General features: G+C 56.6%; 18 protein-coding genes. 10 read left to right on the forward strand and 8 right to left on the reverse strand.

Annotated features, from left to right (window positions below; all coding sequences use genetic code 11):
• The 4 genes from IVB42_RS05585 to gmd form a co-directional block, all read left to right on the forward strand.
• Positions 1 to 103, forward strand: a 103-nt coding sequence (locus IVB42_RS05585) for a transposase domain-containing protein (protein WP_247295740.1), incomplete at its 5' end; no start/stop codon positions are given.
• Between the two features lie 291 nt (positions 104 to 394).
• The gene (locus IVB42_RS41870; protein ID WP_253075157.1) at positions 395 to 664 is read left to right on the forward strand and encodes a transglutaminase-like cysteine peptidase; all 270 of its coding nucleotides are present in this window, start codon (positions 395 to 397) and stop codon (positions 662 to 664) included.
• On the forward strand, positions 558 to 854 hold the full coding sequence (locus IVB42_RS41875) for a transglutaminase-like cysteine peptidase (protein WP_253075156.1): 297 nt from the start codon (positions 558 to 560) through the stop codon (positions 852 to 854). Before IVB42_RS41870 ends, IVB42_RS41875 begins: the two co-directional genes overlap by 107 nt.
• Positions 855 to 992: 138 nt before the next feature.
• Positions 993 to 2,084: a GDP-mannose 4,6-dehydratase gene (gene gmd, locus IVB42_RS05595; RefSeq protein WP_247397821.1), complete on the forward strand. Its 1,092-nt coding sequence runs from the start codon at positions 993 to 995 to the stop codon at positions 2,082 to 2,084.
• A gap of 121 nt (positions 2,085 to 2,205) precedes the next feature.
• Here the strand turns inward: gmd and IVB42_RS05600 are convergent, their stop codons facing one another.
• The 3 genes from IVB42_RS05600 to IVB42_RS05610 all read right to left on the reverse strand — a co-directional run bounded on the left by IVB42_RS05600 (position 2,206) and on the right by IVB42_RS05610 (position 6,285).
• Complete coding sequence (locus IVB42_RS05600) at positions 2,206 to 3,513, reverse strand: WcaI family glycosyltransferase (RefSeq protein ID WP_247397820.1); 1,308 nt, start codon at positions 3,511 to 3,513, stop codon at positions 2,206 to 2,208.
• A 60-nt stretch (positions 3,514 to 3,573) separates the two neighbouring features.
• Positions 3,574 to 4,548 (reverse strand): GDP-L-fucose synthase, encoded by a 975-nt coding sequence (locus IVB42_RS05605; RefSeq protein WP_247397817.1) that lies wholly within the window; start codon positions 4,546 to 4,548, stop codon positions 3,574 to 3,576.
• 750 nt (positions 4,549 to 5,298) lie between these two features.
• Entirely contained in the window at positions 5,299 to 6,285 is a 987-nt protein-coding gene (locus IVB42_RS05610) for an ABC transporter substrate-binding protein (RefSeq protein ID WP_247469834.1), read from the reverse strand.
• A 399-nt stretch (positions 6,286 to 6,684) separates the two neighbouring features.
• On the opposite strand from IVB42_RS05610, the gene IVB42_RS05615 reads away from it, so the two are divergent.
• From IVB42_RS05615 to IVB42_RS05625, 3 genes are all read left to right on the forward strand, one after another.
• Positions 6,685 to 8,049 (forward strand): undecaprenyl-phosphate glucose phosphotransferase, encoded by a 1,365-nt coding sequence (locus IVB42_RS05615; RefSeq protein ID WP_247397826.1) that lies wholly within the window; start codon positions 6,685 to 6,687, stop codon positions 8,047 to 8,049.
• Positions 8,050 to 8,062: 13 nt separating this feature from the next.
• Positions 8,063 to 8,647 carry a WcaF family extracellular polysaccharide biosynthesis acetyltransferase gene (locus IVB42_RS05620; RefSeq protein WP_247397813.1) on the forward strand — a complete coding sequence of 195 codons (585 nt, stop codon included), beginning with the start codon at positions 8,063 to 8,065 and terminating at the stop codon, positions 8,645 to 8,647.
• Between the two features lie 70 nt (positions 8,648 to 8,717).
• Positions 8,718 to 9,872, forward strand: coding sequence for a glycosyltransferase family 4 protein (locus IVB42_RS05625; protein WP_247397811.1), 1,155 nt, complete (start codon positions 8,718 to 8,720; stop codon positions 9,870 to 9,872).
• Positions 9,873 to 9,883: 11 nt separating this feature from the next.
• On the opposite strand, the gene IVB42_RS05630 is transcribed toward IVB42_RS05625, so the two are convergent.
• The gene (locus IVB42_RS05630) at positions 9,884 to 10,978 is read right to left on the reverse strand and encodes an acyltransferase (RefSeq protein WP_247469837.1); all 1,095 of its coding nucleotides are present in this window, start codon (positions 10,976 to 10,978) and stop codon (positions 9,884 to 9,886) included.
• Positions 10,979 to 11,185: 207 nt separating this feature from the next.
• On the opposite strand from IVB42_RS05630, the gene IVB42_RS05635 reads away from it, so the two are divergent.
• The gene (locus tag IVB42_RS05635) at positions 11,186 to 12,526 is read left to right on the forward strand and encodes a hypothetical protein (protein ID WP_247397809.1); all 1,341 of its coding nucleotides are present in this window, start codon (positions 11,186 to 11,188) and stop codon (positions 12,524 to 12,526) included.
• Between the two features lie 140 nt (positions 12,527 to 12,666).
• Positions 12,667 to 13,392, forward strand: coding sequence for a family 16 glycosylhydrolase (locus IVB42_RS05640; RefSeq protein WP_247397807.1), 726 nt, complete (start codon positions 12,667 to 12,669; stop codon positions 13,390 to 13,392).
• Here IVB42_RS05640 and IVB42_RS05645 read toward each other — a convergent pair.
• Complete coding sequence (locus IVB42_RS05645) at positions 13,356 to 14,606, reverse strand: glycosyltransferase (RefSeq protein WP_247397806.1); 1,251 nt, start codon at positions 14,604 to 14,606, stop codon at positions 13,356 to 13,358. The genes IVB42_RS05640 and IVB42_RS05645 overlap by 37 nt on opposite strands.
• Positions 14,607 to 14,738: 132 nt before the next feature.
• Between IVB42_RS05645 and IVB42_RS05650 the strand changes: the two genes are divergently transcribed.
• Positions 14,739 to 16,055: a hypothetical protein gene (locus IVB42_RS05650; RefSeq protein WP_247397803.1), complete on the forward strand. Its 1,317-nt coding sequence runs from the start codon at positions 14,739 to 14,741 to the stop codon at positions 16,053 to 16,055.
• Between the two features lie 401 nt (positions 16,056 to 16,456).
• Here IVB42_RS05650 and IVB42_RS05655 read toward each other — a convergent pair whose 3' ends face one another.
• The 3 genes from IVB42_RS05655 to IVB42_RS05665 all read right to left on the reverse strand — a co-directional run bounded on the left by IVB42_RS05655 (position 16,457) and on the right by IVB42_RS05665 (position 20,371).
• The gene (locus IVB42_RS05655) at positions 16,457 to 17,137 is read right to left on the reverse strand and encodes a hypothetical protein (RefSeq protein ID WP_247397800.1); all 681 of its coding nucleotides are present in this window, start codon (positions 17,135 to 17,137) and stop codon (positions 16,457 to 16,459) included.
• Between the two features lie 71 nt (positions 17,138 to 17,208).
• Entirely contained in the window at positions 17,209 to 19,464 is a 2,256-nt protein-coding gene (locus tag IVB42_RS05660; RefSeq protein ID WP_247397797.1) for a polysaccharide biosynthesis tyrosine autokinase, read from the reverse strand.
• 280 nt (positions 19,465 to 19,744) lie between these two features.
• Positions 19,745 to 20,371, reverse strand: a complete 627-nt coding sequence (locus IVB42_RS05665; protein ID WP_247397782.1) for a hypothetical protein — start codon at positions 20,369 to 20,371, stop codon at positions 19,745 to 19,747.
• Between the last annotated feature and the right edge of the window lie 92 nt (positions 20,372 to 20,463).

Raw genomic sequence — 20,463 nt, forward strand, 5'->3', positions numbered from 1 at the left:
GACTGACGCGCTCACCAGGATCGTCAACGGTCACCCAAACAGCGAAATCGATCAGCTGCTTCCCTGGGCCTATCGCGCGCAATCCCTCAAAGCCGTGGCGTGAGAACGACGCTTACGATTCAGCAAAGTCCGCTCTCGGCTTTTCGGGGACGTCAGATCCGCCCAGTGGACCTCACGCCGACAGATTGAGTTGGGTTAACGGCGCAGATTGAGGCATCTACTGCCTCACATTTGATGTGGCGTTTTCATTATTGCGTCGCAATATATAAGGATCGTCCAGCCCATCATGAGGCCGATCCGATGATCCGACATGCTGGTGCTGGCGTGTTGCGTTTGCAGCCGGCCCGCTTACTCCACTCTTGAACTGCAGGAGGTCGTACCTCCGCTGTCATTCATGCTGTTTTGTACCCAGTATCCCGACGACTGTAAGGAACAGCGAGACCGCCGCATAACGGAGTTTCGCTCTCGAGGACAGCGCTGGCGCGAGCTCAACCTGATCAACTCGACGGTCAATTCTGGTATCGCGCCAGAGAGTCTATCCGCAAGCCGGAATGACTATGACTGGCAGATTTTCCCCTCCGCCGGAAACTGTGGGAAATGCTGTAACGAAGCGCCATCTGCTGCTGCGATCGGGCTGGCCGAGCTCGTCTCTGCTCCTTGGTGAAGTCGCTATCCGCACGACAGGAGAACATCATCTGGTATTGCTCGTTCGAGAAGGACGAGCGCTTTTCGTTCTGGACAATCTGAGCGGCATTATCGTCCAGTTGAGTGAGGCTTTGGACAACTACGTCTTCTTGCGCACGGAATCGGATCTGAACCCTCAGCTCTGGACCCGCGGACTCACGAGATCTTAGCTGCGTCCTTCCGCTGCGAAATCGCAATGCGCCCGGCTCGTTAATAATAGCGCACGAACCGGGCCAAAATGCTGCACCGCGGGTAGCCTCGGGACGGGCTTTTGGGTAAGAACACGCATCCATGGCGATGAGATTTTTATGACCAAAAAGCGCGCGTTGATCACTGGTGTTACCGGCCAGGACGGGGCCTACCTGGCCGAGTTACTCCTTGGGAAGGGCTATGAAGTCCATGGCATCAAGCGCCGGACCTCGCTCTTCAATACCGATCGAATTGACCATCTTTACCTTGACCCCCACGAGCCTGATCCGCCGTTCCGCCTCCATTACGGCGATCTGACGGACTCCTCCAGCCTCATCCGGATCGTTGCCCAGGTACAGCCTGACGAAATTTACAATCTGGCTGCGCAGAGCCATGTGGCCGTGTCGTTCGAGGAACCCGAGTACACTGCGAATTCCGATGGGCTGGGCACGCTGCGGATTCTGGAAGCGATGCGCATCGTGGGGCTCGAGAAGACGGCGCGCTTTTACCAGGCATCGACTTCCGAACTATACGGACTGGTTCAGGAAATTCCGCAGAAGGAGACCACTCCTTTTTACCCGCGCTCTCCTTACGCAGTCGCCAAGCTCTACGCCTATTGGATCACGGTGAACTATCGCGAAGCGTACGGCATGTATGCTTGCAACGGCATCCTGTTCAATCACGAGTCTCCTGTTCGCGGTGAGACCTTCGTTACCCGAAAGATCACGCGAGCACTCGCGCGAATCCATTTAGGTCTGCAGGAGCGCCTGTATTTGGGCAATCTCGACGCGCTGCGCGACTGGGGCCACGCCCGCGACTACGTCGAGATGCAGTGGTTAATGCTGCAGCAGGAGAAGCCGGAGGATTTCGTCATCGCCACTGGTGTGCAGCATTCCGTGAGAGATTTCGTCAATGTGGCAGCGAACGAAGTCGGGATACTGATCCGCTGGGAAGGCAGTGGTGTCGATGAGAAGGGCTATGACGTCTCTACTGGCAAATGTATCGTCTCGGTCGATCCCCGCTATTTCCGCCCCACAGAGGTCGCAACTCTCTTGGGAGATCCATCAAAAGCCAAGCAAAAACTCGGATGGGAGCCAACGACCTCCTTCGAAACGCTGGTTCAGGAAATGATGAAGGAAGACCTCGAATCGGCAAAGCGCGACGAACTGATCAAGCAGCACGGATTCAGATACTTTCCGCGTCACGAGTGATCCTGAGTTAGATCAGCCGTCACCGCGAGCGGCCCGGAGGTAAGCGCTCATCGCGACGCTCACCTTTGGCTGCTCTTGTTCGTCGGCCGACGCCATCTCTCCGCAGTCGCGGTCAGACGCCTCAGGGCAAGCGAACCGCATCCTCCACTGGAAGTCCAATGTTGTCGTTAGCGCTTGTCGGTCCGATACCCTTCGGTTCTGTCGACTTGCGCTCCTCCGCCATGACTTCCGACCACCGACGAACAATTGTTTGTCGGTCCCACCGATCAAGGGCACGCTTTCTTCCTTCCTCCGCGTAATGCTCGCGGAGCGCGGATGCTTCGCTAAGCTCGCAAATTGCGGCTTGAAGAGCGGACGAATCTCCAGGTGGAATCACAAGGCCCGCGCCGATGACTTCCGCCGCAAGCCCCGTACCCTCTTCGGCCATGGCGATGACTGGCCGAGCGGACGCGAAGATCGCGCCAAGCTTGGAAGGCAACACCAGATCGGCCGCCTCCGCCTTCTGCGGGATCAGGTGGAAATCTGCAGTTGCCAACAACTCGTTGAAGCTTTCCTTGGGCTGAAGCCCGAAAAAATGGATGTTGGGATGCCCGACGGCCATTTGCTCGAGCCTCGTCTTATCTGGTCCGTCGCCGGCAAGGATAAAGCGGATATGTGGATGGCTTTGCTCCAACCCGATCGCGGCCTCGATCACGAACTCAAGCCCTTGCTTGTTCGACATCGTACCGGAGTAGAGCGCAACGATGTCGCTCTCAGCAAGCTTGAGTTGCTCGCGATATTTCGTCATCCGCGAAGCGGGGCAGATCGCCCGGGTGTCAATCCAATTTCTGACCTCAACTGCTTTATCGAGGCCCACGCCTTTGAGGATCAGGCGATCCATCATCGGCTGAGAGATCGTTGAGACATGATCGAAGGATTTGAGGATCGCCGCTTCCGTCCTAAGCATCCATTTGCGCAAGAAACCGTTGCGCAGCAGACCAAGATCGAACGCTGCATCGACCTCGAAATCCTGGATGTGGAGCCACGATTTGGCGCCGACGCGACGAGCAACGAACGAGACGAAGGCAGCCGACATCAGAGACGGGGCTACCGCGATCATGACGTCTGGTCGCCAGGAGAGCGCATTCGCGAGGGCCGGCACTGCGCTCGAGAGTGCGAACGAGGCATGATGGATGAGCCGCTTCGCTCCTGACGGATGTTCGGGCACATAGATCGGCGTCCGCGTGACCCGAACGCCATCGATATGCCTCGTTCTGAAGTAACAACTACTGAAGCTCGAAGGAATCTTCCAGGTGGGATAATATGGTGGAGCCGTGATCACCCTGACCTCGTGACCTTCGGCGACGAGGCTTTCGCAGAGTTCGCTATTGTATTTTGCCACTCCGATCAGATCGGGGGCATAATTGATGCCGACCAAAAGAACACGCATAAAGGCGCAATCCAAGTAAGTTTTTCAGGGGTCAAATTATTGTAGGCAGAATAGTTGAGCTTAGCTGGTGGCGCTAACCTCCAGATGACGGCCGTAGCCCTTTAGAAAATCCGCATACGCAGCGGCGAGACCGGCGCGCAGAGGAATATTCGGGTGCCAACCAAGCGCCCGCACCCGCGAGCTATCGAGCAGCTTACGCGGCGTACCGTCCGGCTTGGACGTGTCGAAGACCAGCTTGCCCCGATAGCCCACCACGTCCGCAACCGTTGCCGCAAAATCTCCAATCGATAATTCGTCGCCGCTACCGACATTGATCGGCAGGTCGCTTGAATAATTCTTCAGAAGGAAGATACACGCGTCGGCGAAATCTTCGACGTTGAGAAACTCACGAAGCGGCGTGCCCGTGCCCCAGACACTCACGGTCGGTGCTTGCGCGAGCTTTGCTTCATGGAAGCGGCGGATCAGCGCGGCCGGTACGTGACTGTGATCGGGGTGGTAGTTATCGCCACGGCCGTACAAGTTGGTGGGCATCGCCGAAATGTAATCGTCCCCATATTGGCGACGATAGGCCTGGCACATCTTGAGACCGGCGATTTTCGCGATGGCGTACCATTCGTTGGTCGGCTCAAGCGGTCCGGTCAGCAATTCGCTCTCGGCTATCGGCTGTTTGGCATGCTTGGGGTAAATGCAAGACGAGCCCAGAAACAACAGGCGCTGAACGCCGATGGCGTGGCTTGCGCGGATCACGTTGAGTTCGATAGCGAGATTTTCGCAGAGAAAGTCAACAGGAAAGCTGCTGTTTGCTGCAATGCCTCCGACTTTTGCCGCAGCGTGCACCACCGCATCCGGACGGTTGGATTCCAGCCATCGCAGCGTCGGCTCTTCCTTCGTCAGATCCAGCTCGCGGCGATCGGCAACAAGCACCGTGCAATTTTCGGAAACGAGACGCCGCACAACGGCTGAACCCACCATGCCGCGATGGCCCGCGACGAAGAGCCGCTTGCCCGAAAGATCGTAGGTAGAAGCGCCTGTCATACATCCCCTCTTCGGTCATCCCTGCGGAAAAACCGACAGTACAGCCCATTCACGTGGCGCGCTGGTGCGTCAAGCAAGATTCGTGCGCGTTCTTACTCGCTAACACAATCTTCACCATCGAGCAGCCCGCCTAAGACGGCGAACATATTAATGGTGAACTGCAGCAGGGTGCACAAACCCAAAGCAGGCCATTGGCGACAAAATAGACAAAGCAGCCGCGCGAGCCGCACGGCTGCTTGCTCGATAAACATCATTTAGTCCAGCGGATCAGTACGCACGTCGGAGGATGGGACCCTCGGGCGCGCAGACGCGATCCAAATACCAGCCGTACGGGGTCTCCACCCGGACGAGCGGACAGTGACGCGACGGCACATAGCGGTATGGATACGGTTGTGCCCAAAAGGTGATCGGCGTTACCTGGGGGGCGCTCGTGAGCAAAGCCGCGCTTGCAGGCATCTGCATGCCGGCGCTTGCGCCGCTCGCTGCACACAGGGTAGTGGCCAACGCCAGAAGACCGACCCGCGCAAACATCTTGAACATGTGTAAGCTCCTTTGCCCCAACGAACTCATCAGCGAAGCCACTCAGCCCTGCGAGAACTGCTTCGGAAGTACTGTGATTCGTCGATCACCCCAGAAATCGCTGTGAAATAGCCGAAACAGACTACCAAGGCGCAGGGGAGGAACGCAACCGATCCGACGCACCGAATTTAGGCTCGGAGCGATATGGCGCAGAACTGTGGCTTCTTGGCCCTAGTTGTCTCCGCTCCAGGCGCCGGACGCGCCAAGATCGGGCGAGCGACGATAAACGTCTCGGACAAACTGATAGTTGACCACCTGGGCGAGCGGCACCTCCTCCTCACCCAGCTTCCCGAACATCAGGATGTCCCGAAGGGTCCTCCAGCGGCTTTCGTCGTAGTCGGCGATGCGGCCACCGGTTGGCAAGATGAGGCTCCGCTGCTGCTGTAACTCGGCTTTCAGGCGGTCCGGGCCAAGCCTTTCGGGGGCAAGGCCGGCGAGAACAGGCACGCTCCGTGCATAATCGCTATAGACGGACTGCCAGCCGCGGATAAGGCCTTGGAGCACGTCGGTGATCACGGATGGACGGTCATGAATGAGCTCATTGCTCGCGAAATAGACCAGCCCCGGGACATGAATGCCGTAGTCCTGCGGTTTGATCACGTTCAGCCGGAGGTAACCCGCACCGGACGGACTTGGCTGGTCATCGAGCGCGGCGATGATGGCGTCGACCTCACCGCCACGGAGCGCATCGAAGCTGTCGCGATCGGCCACTTTCGTTACCTGGCTGCGCGGCAGGCCCAACTGCGCCATCATCGCATCGAAGATTACGTCTCCTTCGCTCGCCTTGCGGTAGCCGACGCGTTTGCCGACGAGGTCGGGCGGACGACGCAACCCAGAGCTTTCCAGGGTAAAAATCGCAATCGATGTGTCGAGGAAGCTTGCGGCGAACGCCGTTACGGGAACGCCGCGCCAAGCGGCCAGCAGAAATTTTTGGCCGGTTGTCACGCCAATGGCATGCTCGCGTGCGATCGTTTCAACGAAGTTCGGGTCGTCAGGGTGCGGGCGCAAGGCGATCTGGGAAGTGAAAAAGCCCTGTTTGAGCGCGATCAATTCGCCGGCAAAGCGCGCCGCGTAGGGTCCGTCGAGGAGCAGACTTGCCGCGGCCGCGGGGTTCGACGCCGGCCGCGAAGGCAGCGAATCGGGGCGCAGTGCTATCATGGCCAAGCCCAGGACGGCAGCGGTCGCAAGACCGATCGCCACATACCGGCTGGAGCGTCGCCTGGATCGCCGCTGGGATCGGGTCTGAGGCACTGAAGGCATCCTAACGAACTGTGAACTTTGGCATATCGGGTGAGGGCAAATGCGCTACAATCAATCCATTGGGGTAAGGTTACTTTTTCCTCCGCCTTGTTTTAATTGCGATTCTGCCCGATAGCACGGTGTATTCGGATAGTGATTTGATCCTAAGTGAGCATTAGCGCGATGACACTTTTATCGGCTCGACCTGCTTCCGTCCCTGATTCGGCTGCGGAAATTCGCGTGGTGGAGCCAGTTTCGCCGGCACCTCAAGGTTTGGCCTGGAGTTTTCTTCGCCCACTGGTTGTGGAGCGGCTGGTGATGATCATCGACGGGCTGCTGGTGGTGCTGAGCGGCATCGGCTGCGCGGTCGTCTACCATCTCTACACCCAATCGGTGCTCGGCAAGGCGGATGTCTACGCCGCGGCGAGCGTTCTGGTTGCAATAAATTTCATCCTGCTGACCACGGTCCAGCGGGGCTATCGGCTCAAGAACATCACCGACCTGTCGCGCGCGTTCCGCATTGCGGTGACGACGTGGACCGGGCTGTTCGGCGCGCTGCTGGCGATCGCCTTCACCATGAAGATCAGCGAGGAGTTCTCCCGCGGCACCACGCTCTCGTTCTACCTGGTCGGCCTCACGGTGCTGCTGGCCTGGAAGCTCGCCGCCGGGCGCTGGACCGCTAGGGCGCTTGCGACCGGCGCGTTCGCCAACAGCCGCGCGGTGATGATCGCCGAATTCGGGCTACCGGCGGCGTCCAACACCATGAAGGACCTCGCCCAGCACGGCTATCGCCTGATGCGGATCATGGAGATCCGCTCCGCCGACCTCGCCTCGCCGCTGCTGCTGTCGGCGATCGCGCCGCGCTTTGACGAGCTGATCGCCTATGCGCGCGAGAACCGGGTCGAGCACATCTTCCTGCTGATGAGCTGGAGCCGGCAGCACGCGATCGACAGCATACTGGACGCGCTGAAGATCCTGCCCGTTCCCGTGCATCTGGTGCCCGATGCCCACGCCGCGCGCTTCCTGCGCTATCCGCTGCAAGCGACCGGCAACACCTTTACCGCGGAGCTGCGCCGCGCCCCACTGTCGCGGAACGAACGCGCGCTCAAGCGCACGCTCGACCTCGCCGGCACGGCCCTGGCGCTGATCGTGTTCGCCCCCGTGATGCTGGTGACCGCCGTGCTGATCAAGGCGACCTCGAAGGGGCCGGTGTTCTTCCGCCAGACCCGCAACGGCTTTAACGGCCGCGCCTTCAAGATCTACAAGTTCCGCACCATGGGCGTGCTCGAGGACGGCCCGAAGATCGTGCAGGCGCAGAAGAACGACCCGCGTGTGACCGCCATCGGCAAATGGCTGCGCAAGACCTCGATCGACGAGCTGCCGCAGCTCTTCAACGTGCTCAAGGGCGACATGTCGCTGGTCGGCCCCCGCCCGCACGCGGCCGCCCACAACACCGAATATGAGCAGATCATCGGCAACTACGCCTTCCGTCACCACGTCAAGCCCGGCATCACCGGTTGGGCCCAGGTTAATGGTTACCGCGGAGAAACCCGCGCGCTCGAGATGATGCAGAAGCGCGTGGAGCATGACCTGTGGTACATCAATAACTGGAGCTTGTGGCTGGATCTGAGGATCTTGCTTGGAACGGTGATGGTCACTTTCGGCCGTCCCAACGCGTATTGATTGCGAGAAGGCAATGACGCTCGATGAGCGACCGAGGTTTCAGGACCTCTCGCGATCCAAAGTGCCGCCCGGCTTTCGAGGACGTTCCGGACTGACGGTGCTGATGTGGCAGACGGTCCAGCAGACATTGTTTGCATGGTCACCTCAACCAGCCTACGGCTGGCGAAGATGGTTGCTGCGCTTGTTCGGAGCTGAAGTCGGCAAAGGCGTGCTTGTGCGGCCTACGGCGCGCGTGACGTACCCCTGGAAAGTCAAACTCGGGAATTACTGTTGGATCGGGGACAACGCCGAGCTCTACAGCCTCGGGCCGATCAGCATCGGCGACAACGCCGTCGTATCGCAGCGCTCGTACGTTTGCGCGGCCACCCACGACTATAAGGACATTACCTTCCCCCTCGTCGCTAACTCGATCATGATCGAGCGGGAGGTCTGGGTTGCCGCAGATTGCTTCATCGCGCCCGGAGTTACTATAGGCGCGGGCACAATAGTCGCCGCACGAAGCACAGTGTTGCACGACGTCCCTCCGGGGGTAATTGCGGCGGGGAGTCCGGTCGTCGTGAAGCGTAAGCGCCAAACAAGTGCTGTGCCGACCGACTGAAAAGAGAGCAGAGCCGGCCTCAGCACCATATCCAAGAGAACGCCGCATTCGGCCAGATCAGTGTACCCACATGCTTCCTTTTCCAAACCAACCTAAGCTGCAGATCGTCTTTTGCGCTCTCGAAACTTACTCTTTGGTGGGCGGACTACAAAACTTCAATCGCCGCGTAGTCAAAGGTCTGATCTGGCGCGCCAACTCGCGCGGCGAAGCTCCGCCCGAAGTGCACGTCCTGCGGGATCGGGATTCAGTGCCGAAGAATCTTTCTATCGACATAAAGAGCTATCCGACTCGAACGAGCTATTTGTTCCGCAGCGCGGTTAGTAGCTTGAAGGCAAACATGTTTGTCATTGGGCACGTCAATCTTCTCCCCCTTGCAGCCATGGTGCGGTGCCTTCGTTGGAGAATGCCGATACTACTCTTCGTGCACGGAGACGAAGTTTGGAATGAGCCCACGCGCCGAAAAAAGCGGTGGTACGACCGATTGTTCCTTCTTGCTGTGAATCGGATTGCATCTGTCAGTCAACATACGGCCGACGTCATGGCGAAAGAGTTTCGGTTAAGCCCCACTAAGTTCACCGTGCTACCTAATGCTGTTGACAGCATCGACCTGCCCCGTTGCGGTCCTGAAAAAGAAGCGCCGGTCGTGTTGACCGTGTCGCGACTGAGTTCGGGCGACCGGCAAAAGAACATCGACCAGATGCTAAAATCAATCGCGCTTGTAAAAGAACGGGTGCCAGACGTCAGGTATGAAGTTGTCGGGGACGGGCCGTTGCGAGATGAACTACAACGATTAGCCGACGACCTCGGAATAAGCGGCAATGTGAGCTTTCTCGGTCGCTTGAGCGAGACCGAGCTTGCTCAAGCTTATCTACGAGCTGCGGTTTTTGCCTTACCTTCTTCGAAGGAAGGCTTTGGAATCGTCTACCTCGAAGCGTGGCTTCGCCTCTTGCCCGTCCTCTGCAGTTCATTCGGCGCTGCCAAAGAAGTCGTCTCGGATGGCCGCGATGGATTTGTCGTTGATCACCGGGATTGTGATGCAATAGCAGACCGGCTCCACGAGCTGCTAACAGATCGCTCGCTCGCTCGACGGTTTGGCGAACATGGAAGAAAGAAAGTCGAAACTAAGTATTTGAACAGCTCGTTTCAAACAAACCTAAATGCAATCATAGACGATCTCCAGGTTGAATTTCTGGCTAGCGGATTCGAGCGGCCGCCAACGAAATGATGGCCAGTGTTCTAAGACGAAGCCGGTGATATGGCCGCTCGCGTCCTACGTCCTCCTGCAATCCATTGTCTGGCGGGAGTTTCGTACCAAGTGAAAGAGGCGTAGCTGATTGAAACGATCAGTAACATTACGCCAGCGAGAGTCCAATTTAGCGCCACTCCGGCAATATGCAGGAACTTCACCGCAAGAATGTCCACCATAATCAGTAGGATTGGCTCGTGGAGCATGTAGATTGAGTAGGTCAACTGGCCCAGAGGTGCGAGACGTGGAGAGATTGAGCCTTGCGCCTTGCTCAAATCGGCAGCGAGCCCAAATAAAACAATGCAATAAATCATGGCCACTAATGGCACCTCGTTCATGCCGAACGCGGCTCCCAAAATAAAGCCTCCGACGAACAACCTAAACAAGAGGGAAGAAAATGGCAGCTTCGTCACGCTTACTTGCTGATCGAATAGGATTGTACCAAATACAAACGACGGAAATGCTCTTGCTACGCCCCAGTCAAATGTCCACTCATACCAAGGCCTCGCGTTAAGATGGGAAGTAGCCAGCGACAAAACGACCAGAGACCCAACAAACATGATCGTTCTTGATCTGACGGAAGCCTTTATGAGTAAAGGAAACAGAATGTACATGCCCATTTCAGCGCTGATGGACCACGCCGGCGTGTTGAAGGCAAACTTCGGGCAGGTATTGAACGCATAGGTCAAGAACAGATGACTCGGGACGCAGCTCAGGTCGAATGCCTCGGGATGATTTATCTTGACCTGAAAAACCGTCGCAATCGCCAACACTGAAAGATACAGCAACAACACAGCGTAATGCAGCGGAATTAGACGAGCGAACCGCTTGCGCAAAAACGTCGTATACTGAGGCAGCGTGGCCACGCTTTCCTTGTAAACGTAGCACATTATGAAACCGGAGATTATAAAGAACAGATCGACGAAAAGGACGAAGGCGTCAACCTGAGTAACAGCCTCTGAAACAAAGCCGGTCGGCACAACTGCCCGCCTAACGTGATTGAGCACTATACCAACGGAGGCAATGAATCGTAGAGAATCCAAGCGAGGGAAGTTCGGCGATTCTGGCCGAAGAGGTGCAAACATTTTTGGAAGGCCCCACCACGTTCACAGATTGAATCATGAAAGATATAGAAGATCAACGCGACCTTACGATCGTTAAGCACGGCTCTTACACGCTAAACGATCGCATCAAACTGTCGTCTTGCTCGTGTGCGAAATATTCTTCGATTGCAGCTGCTTCGGTTCCCCATCGGTGCCAATTTCGCACTCCGACAACAGTAGTGTCTTAGCATGAATAAGACAGAAGCTGTGTTGTCCCGCAACCGCTTAGTGAGAACGTTTGGCGCACAAATCTACAATCAAGCAGTCACCATTGCCGTTCAACTCGCCCTCGTTCCCGTGCTCCTATATTTCTGGGGCACGGAACGATACGGCGTTTGGATTCTACTATCAGCGATTCCGACCTATCTGACTTTTGCAGATCTCGGCTTCACCATGGCTGCCAAAAACGTCATGACGATCAAGGTAGCCGAGGGAAATAGATCCGGAGCTGTGGTGACATATCAGAGCATATTCATGTTGCTCAACGCCGTGATAGGCGTAGCTCTCCTCCTGCTAGTGGGCGTCGTCCCATTTTTAAAGATCAGCGGTATTTTCGCGTTGGGATCCACGAAGGAAGCATCTGCCATAGCCGTTCTGATCCTTCTCGCCATCAATGTTCTCCTGACCCAATATCTGCTGCTATTTGCGAGCGGTCTGCGATCCGCAGGAAGGCCGGCAGAAGAAGTCTTCTGGAGCGCTTCAGCTAGATTGATGGAGGGCGTTGCAACTGTAATTGCAGCAAGCTGGAACGAAGATATCGTTGCCGCGGCCCTAGCGATCGTTGCTAATCGAATCGCCTTTAATTTCGTGGTATGGCTTCGGTTGAGGTTCCTTGAGCCATGGCTAGCACTCGGTATTCGGCATGCTTCCCTCGACGAGACCAGGAGGTTATTCCACCCCTCCCTTAGCTTCATGTTGGTTTCCATTGGACAAGCTCTAACAATTCAGGGACCAGTCGTAATCCTCGGAGCCATAGGGACGCCGATTCAAGTCGTTATTTTTTCAACCTCAAGAACGTTGGCAAGACTCGGCACCTCCGCCATAAACATGGTCAACTTTACCTTTACTCCTGAATATTCCCGACTGTATGGATTGGAACGTTTCCAACAATTCGCGAGGCTCGCGCGCCTCCATATTTCAGGCACGATAGCGGTCACGATTGTCTACGTTGGAACGCTGAATGTTAGCGGAGGCGTGTTATTGGCAACTTGGACCCACCGAAGGGTGGTTGCTGAACAACCATTTTTCTTCCTGCTGCTTCTTGCCGTTGCTTTCGAGATGCTCTGGAGCGCGGCGCTGATGCCTCTCGCCTCGATCAATCAGCACATCGCCGCCTCACGCATATTCTCTTTTTTGAGCATTGTTGGGCTTGCCACATCGTACACTGCTTGCAAGTGGTACGACGGTAGTCTTGTTGCGGTCACGGCGCCACTGCTAGGCTTGCACATGCTCGTCACGGCATTCGTAATAGTTCAACTGTGGTTTCGCTTGCGAGCGGTATCACGTCAGTTTCGGATCGATAAGGAATGAGTAGGCGACCTACCAGGCGCTCAATTGCGATGGGCATGCTTGCGCTCCCATCTCTCAGATTCGGAGCGTCGCGAGCCACTGAGTTCCTGAGGAGAGGCACGCCGGGAACGACCCCATTAAGGCACACTGATGCACTCCCGTTGTCAGATCAATCCAACAATGGTGAGTGGCAAAAGATGGACTCCCACAGCGACGAGTTCAACGGGACTGCGCTGGACGGCTCAAAATGGTCGCCGACCGACTCCTGGAACGGTATGAAGCCATCCTTCTTCTCGTCAGAAAATGTTGCTCTAAGTGAAGGGTGCTTAAATATAACGTGTGAACTACGCGACCCTCCTCCACGACTTGCTAACGCGGGATATGGAAGATGGTCAACGGCCATTGTTAAAAGCATCCAACCAGTGCTGTATGGATATTTCGAGGCCCGTGCTAAAGCCATGCGCTCGGCCGCACTAAGCTCATTCTGGTTCTATAAGAAGTATGAGCATGAGCAGGAAGAGATTGATGTATTTGAATTGTGCAAAGACCGGCGCGATGTCGTGAACAAATACCGAATGACGCTGCACGTTTATCAGCTACCGGGGTTCACTTCGGATCAGATTTCGGAAGCGTCTTGGATTGCTCCCTTTGATTTTGCAGACGACTTCCATGTCTTTGGTTTGAATTGGACATCCAAACAAATCGAATTCTTTGTGGACGGAAGTTTGGTTCGGCGCACCGAAAACCGATTATGGCACAGACCAATGCACATGGTCTTCGATAGCGAAGTTCATGAGAAAGGGTGCGGTATTCCAGAGGACGCTACAATGCCGTCTACTTACAAGATAGATTATGTGAGATCCTGGCGGTCTCGTGCGGCCGAATGAGCATCTCCGTGCACAAGACCCGCTGCAAATACAGCACGTTGCACAAGGCTTTCGAATGCGTCCACATTTTTCTGAACGTCGAAGTTTTGCTCGAAACAGACGCGGGCGTTGAGCTTCATTTGTTCCTTCGCTGCCGACCTCAAGCTTAGATAGTCGCTGAGCGCCGATGTGGTACCTTCGATCGTGTCCTCCTCTACGAACCCTGCCTTAGCAGACTTAATTTCCCGCCAAATGTTCACTTTGTTTGAAACTAGAACCGGAGTACCGCAAGCCAAAGCTTCAGCGACTACAATGCCGAAGTTTTCACTGTGCGACGGAAGTGCAAATGCGTCGGCAGACCTGAATGCACCCCATTTCGCTTCTCCGGTCAGCATACCTGGGAAGTGCACGCGATCGGCGATTCTACGTTCAGTCGCCAATTTCTTGAACGCGCCAAGCATTTCTGACTGATCCGGTCCGGCAATGACCAGATCCGTCCCAGAGAACTGACGTCCGACCCTTGCGAACGCCTCGATCAACAAATCACAGCCCTTCTTCGGGTGAATGCGACTCAGGAAAAGTATGAACGGCCTCGCTCCCAAACCTGGTACAAGTCGGCGGAATTGCCTTTCTTGGTCTTGGTTGGCCGGAGGAGGATCGGAGGTTCCATAGCCGACTACTTCCTTCTCGTAATCGAAGCCCCAGAACATTGTTCTCGCTAGCTCTCGCTCCTCTTGGGTTGTAAAAAGCGCAGCATTCGAGTTTGCCAAAAGGCGACCTTCGTTGAAGAGCCAGAAGCACTGCTTGAGAGCATGCTTCGCTCGAAAGCTGCTTCGAAACCAGGGATCGAGCATCCCATGGGTAAAGACGAAGTATGGAACGCCACCGTTCGGAAGCACGCGAGATGCCGCAAAAGTTGAAAAATTCCACAACCCGTTCACTACGATGCAATCGTAATCGCGCACGTGGGATTTCAACCAGGGTATTAGGTGGCCGCTGACGCCATAGCGCTTAACAAAATTGCGCCAGCCCTGTCCGGTCTTGTAGGAGCCTAGGGCGTAGGTCTTGATCGGGAAGTCGAGCAGGAACGGGGCATCTGCTGGATCGAGCGAAACGATCTCGCGCTCAATTGAGCGTGTTGCGCGGTTCTGTTGCAGAATGCCTTCAACGGGGCCGCCAAAGGCAGGATCAACACTAGCGATGATGTGAAGAACTTTTAGCTTACGACTGATCATGTTGTATAACCTAGGACCCAAGGGACGATCCGGCGCAAGGCAGCGCTCGGTGAGCAGAGCACTCTACCCGCTGCGAGCGGCTATTCCCCGTCAATTCGGTGGGTTTAGAACTATGGTTGAGAAGGCCCTCAGATGACACAGCTGAAATCTAAGGTCGCGCAATCTGAACGGGGAGCAGTCAAATTCGGTGTTTGGTTCGTATTGTTCTCTATTCTTCCCGTCATTTACGTCCTCTATTGGCCCGCAGTCTATGCCCTCTATGGGGCGGTGTTGGTCGGGGGGGCTCTTCACTATGCCCGTATCGGCAGGCTTCCGGACGTGGACGTCCCTATAATTGTCGCCATAAAATTCGCTCTACTGATAGGGTTGCTTTTCCTCTATTCCGACAGCGGCGGCAATGTCCTGAACATCGGAGGTGTGATCTTTGTCGAAGCCTTCGCTCTGTGGTTTGCGACCGATGCATTGACAAGCAACAACAGAACAACATTTTTTAGGACGTTGGGGCGGCTTTCCCTGCTGAACATGCTCGCCTACTTTGTCGTATCTGTTTTACTGTCTCGTTTCATTGAAATACGAAATCCGATCGACGACTTCTTGGCGGGAGAACGTGTCCGGCTACTAGCCTGGCAGACCGGACACAGCGTACTAATCGACTTAGCGTTCTTGGTGATGATAGTCGCCGTCTCGAACATCGGAAAGTTAGGATTGTTCGAAAGGTCATCGATGATCGTTGCTTCAATGATCTCGATTTTGCTCGCAAAATCGGCCGGGGGTTATCTCATCCTGCTCGCTGTGGCATTCGCATTTGCAGTTGAACTTATCAAAGTAGGCAATGCCGTCAAAGCCGTCCTGTACATTCCGGTCTTCCTAGCTATTTCGATCTTTTTTCTACAGCCCGACCTGCTGAACGACGCAATATTCTACGTACGAACCGAGCTTCAGGGTGCAAGCGTTGCGCAGTATAAAAACGGCGATCTGTCCGCCGGGCGCGCGCTTCTCAATGACATTCTAAAGGAAACGATAAGCGGAAGTCCCTGGATTGGGGTTGGTCATGAAGATCCGGTGATACAGTATGGCACCAATATCTACTCCGATTCGGGCCTCACCGAACACAGGGGCGCAATTACTGAGAGCGGACTTCGAAATGCTGCTCAGTATGGCATTCCTTACTTCTGTTGCGTGGTTGCGTTCATTCTTCAGCCGCTTTTGATTGCATTCCGAAGCCGAGAGCGTTCAGTTCGAATTCTCTGCCAATCTCTCTCATTCGGATTGCTGACACTGTTGGCTGTGAATTCACAATTTGAAGTTCCTCACGAGCCTCAGCATTTCATTTACTTCTCCTTGCTGGCGCTTGCCGTGCAACTCGCCTCGAAGAGCAATTCGGAGGCGCGCCAGCAATGGAGGTTCTCCGCAAATACGCGTTTGGTGCGGTCGACTACTGCTGAGTGATAGAATACCGGAAAATCGCAATCTTCGTCATCGTGCCAAGAATCGTATCGACTCGCTTATAGCCATCGACGACAAGCGCGTTACACCGTTCGGAGCCGTAGTAACAAACTTTCACTTTGATAGACTTCGGGCAGTTGTTTTTGACGCTCACAACGTGGTCCAGGACGTCGGGATTGACAATATGAGGGCGAGCCGCCGCTTCGACGTCGAGGCACGGACGGTTGGATGCATCCCGAATGATCCGCCCTCCAGACATGTCGCCCGGCGCCTGCAGCGTGAATCTCGGACTCGGACTCGCCTGAGCTCGAGCTTCACCAATCAGCGCTACACACCAACACATTGCCAGAATGATCGTCGGTAAGTAAGCGGATTGGTCCCGGTTCCTCAAAGACCGCATCGTATCACCATGGCCTATCATCAACTTCGAGACCTGGAACATGCACCTTGATACCGTCGTTTGATAGGTGCTTCCTGAGTGCCTGCTTAGAGGCCAAATCCACCTGACCCAAGCCAGCAAGCAGGCGCTCCTTGTAGGTCCAGCCGACCCCGGTTAGATTCACAGCAGCAGCTGCAATGAAGTCTGAGTCTACCATCGCTGCGAACTCGGCAATGACAGCGTTTTGAACGTGCTCAGAAAGCCTAAGGAAAGTGGCAAGCGCGATCTGGTTGCGCCTAAGCGCGACCCACCCCTCGTTCGGTCCGGCCGCGTAGGACTGATCTAGATAGCTGATGTACTTAGGATCGAAGCCGTTGCGTGCGGTCTTCACAGAATACAGCATTACCCACAAGAAGGAATCGGTTGGGTTCGCGGAAAGCGCCGCCTTCACCTTATCCTCTGCCGCTTGCGCCTCACGGTCGGCTTGCTCAGAGCTCTTCTGCTGCAGTGCCTCTTCAGCCGTGCGCAACGTGACCAGCGCCTCGGCCTGCGAGAACTCCGGCTGCACGATGGGCGGCTGCGATTTCGTCTGCAACTGAGCTAGCATGGCGCCCAGAATGCCCGGCCTGAACCGCGCATCCGATACGATCCGGACGGAAACTTCGCGGAATGGCGCGGTTTGCCAGAATGACGGAAGGGTTGCCAAGCACCAAAATGCTCCCGCAAGACCCAGCAGCAGCAACCAAGCACGTATCATAGTGCTGCACCAATTTTCTGCTATTCAACGTACCCGTAGCGAGCGTAGTACTTTTGATAATAGTAGCGGCCGTGATACGATTCATAGCGCGCCAAGGCCTTGGTATCAGCCTTGTTCAGCACCACGCCGAGCAGCTTCTCTTGGATCTCAGGTGAGCCGCGCAGATTGTGCTTGACCACGTCGATCTTGGTCTTGCCCCACTCGACAACGAACACATAGGAATCGACGAAGGAGGAGGTGACGCGCACGTCGACGACCGGCGCCATAGGCGGCATGTCGAGCACGACGTAGTCGAATTTCGAGCGGAGCAGCGCCACGAGTTCGCGCATCGGCTTGGAGGCGAGGATCTCGTTGGTGTGCAGGAGCTTCGACGTGGTGCCCGCGGGCAGGATCGACAGCTTGGTCTGCGGATCGATGACCAGCGCCTGATCGAGCTGCGCCTTCTGCGCGATAACGTCCACAAGCCCGATGCTGGCGTCGGGCACGAGAGCACGGGACAGTGATGGATTGCGCAAATCGGAATCGACCAGAATCACCCGCGCGCCACTATGTGCCATCAGTTGCGCGAGGTTGGTTGACAACGTGCTCTTCCCCTCGTTCGGCAGGGTCGAGGTCACCGCCAGCACACGATTTTCGCGCACGATGGAATTGAGATCTATCGCCACCTTCAGCGAGCGCACAGCCTCAGCGAAGCGCGACAGAGGATTCTCGACGACATAGCGCAAGATATCCGGTGCGGGATTTGCGTCCTTCATTTTCAGCTTGCCACGCAATAAGGAAGGCACGACGGCGCCGCCGGAGAGGGAAGGTAGGATCGCGATGCAATTCGCATTCAGCAACTCCTCCACCTGCCTAGTCGTCCGGAACACCTTGTCGGCGAGTTCGCGCGCCATCGCGATGCCGAAGCTGAGCATCAAGCCGCCCATCAAAGCCGCAGCAAGAACGATCAGCGTCTTCGGAGAACTCTTCAACAGTGGCCGAGTAGCCGCGCTGATCACGCGGGCCTCGGTGATCGGGAACGACTGCTGCTGCACGCTTTCCATGTAGCGCTGCAGGAAATTGTCGTACATCGCCTGGTAGGACTGCGCGTTGCTCTCGAGCTCGCGAAGCTGCACCTGCGCCTGGTTGGTGAGCTGCGATTCCGAAACCACGTTGGCGAGGCTGGACTTGATGCTCTCCTCGCGCGTCATCGCGATGTCATAATCGCTCTTGTAGGATTGCTGGATGCGCTTGAGCTCATCCTCGATGTTCTTCTTGATCTCCGCCATCTGCCTGCGCAAATTGACCGCCGCCAAATGATCGGAGCCGTATTTCATCGACCAGATCGATTCCTTGGAGGCCATATCGACATATTGTCCGCGCAGCTTGACGATGGTGTCGTTCTTCAGCGCGTCGGCGACGTTCGCATCTGGGATCTCCTGCTTCTGGATGTCGTTCATGCGGTCGAGCCGCGCCTTGGCTTCTGCAGTCGAGGCATGCGCCATGATGAGCTGGCTGTTGACCTCGGCGAGCTGCTGCTCGTTCATCAAACGGCCGCCGGTGTCGACGATGTTGTTAGACGTCTTGAAATCGACGACCGCCTTCTGTGCCGCGGAGGCCTGGGTGCGCAGCTCCTTGATGCGGTCCTGCAGCCAGACGCTGGCACGGCGGGTGGCCTGATACTTCGCCTCGAGCTGATCGACGATGTAGGCGTCCGCGATGGCGTTGGCGATTTTGGCGGCCTTCGCCGGATCGAGTGAAGTGGAGCCAATCTCCATCACATAAGTGAGGCCGAGCCGCTTGATGGTGCGGTTCTTCTCGAAGCGCTCCAGCGCCTTGCGCGTCAACTCAAATTCGGAAGCCGGATCCCCGCTCGACAATTGGCTCGACACGAAATCGATAATGGAGCCCAGCGGGCCGCCGCCGCTGCCTGTGAACTCAGGATCCTCGATCAAATGCAGGTCGCGGATCACGGCGAGGCTAATGTTCTCGGATTTCAGGATCTCGACCTGGGTTTCCACCGTGGCCGAATCGACTGCGATATCGCCGAGCACCGATTGCTGCTGAAACAGCTGGACCTTGCGGGTGTCGATCACCATTGAGGCGGTGGAGGTAAACTTGGGCGCCGCGGTAAAGAGATAGAGTACGGCCAGGATCAAACAAGCCGAAGCGATGGCCAGCATGGTAGGAAACTGCCGGCGGACGATTTCGAGGTAAGAGGCAGCCGTCTGCGGAGGGTCTTCGGCCTCAAGATATTCGCGGTTGATCTCCGACGTCGGCTTATTCACTTGCAGCATTGTGCAATTCCTGAATCGTCCAGCGAATGGCTCTGGAGGATGGCACCGGGGAAAAGAAAGTCACGCGAGCAAAAGCACTCGAAGGGGACCGACAGTTGCGGACGAATATAACACGCGGCGAAACACACCTGAACTCAATTGATGCAGCGCAATGCGTTGCGCACATTACAATGTGCGTGGAAGCTTAACGGCCGAAACGCAAAACGGCGCGATGAAGCGCCGCTTTGACTGGATCGCCAATAAGGCAGCCGGGAGGCTTTTAGCCTCCGGGCAATTACGGTCAGCGCGTGCTGATGCGGTTGGCGGCGTTGGTGGTGCCGCTCACGCCGCCCGAGGAGGCGCCGCCATTGACCTGCGTCGCGTAGTGCAGGCCGCCGAACGTGCTGGTGGTACCGCCCTGTCCGCCATTCGCAAAACCGCCCGCTCCCGTGGGGCCGCCCGCGCCGGAGCCGCCGCCGCCTGCGCCACCGCCGGCCGCCGCGATCGCTACGTCGCCGGTTGCGGCCTGGTAGGCTGCGATCACGTCGGGGTTGTTGGTGCCGGCGATCGCCGCCTGGATCTCAGTGGCGAAAGCCTGGTCGCTCGCCGCGGCCATGCGGGCGAGCTGGGCCAGGCCGGCGGTGATCGCGCGGATCTGGTCCTTGGTGGTCGCGGGGTCCTTGAGCAGCGCGATCAGGGCCGGAACCGTGGTCGGATCGGACGCGCCGAGGTCGCGCACGCGCGAGATCAGCTGCGCACCGGCCGGAAATTGCGTCAACAGCGTGCCTGGTGTCGCCTTGAACTCGGAAATGACCGTGGCCGGCAGCTGGCGCTGCGGCGGATAGACGGCAGCGCTAGCGGCGCTCGAAATCGTCGCGGCGAGGGCCGCGGCCGCAGCCATGCGAAGCGCAATCTTGATAACGCTCATAAATAAACCTCCAAAAAACGTCTGCCCACTTTACGTCTCGGCCCGGGCAAGTGGCTGTGTAGTGCCGGAACCTAGCGGAAGAGCAAATCGCT

The sequence above is a fragment of the Bradyrhizobium sp. 45 genome, from assembly GCF_023073155.1.
Classification (GTDB): domain Bacteria; phylum Pseudomonadota; class Alphaproteobacteria; order Rhizobiales; family Xanthobacteraceae; genus Bradyrhizobium; species Bradyrhizobium canariense_D.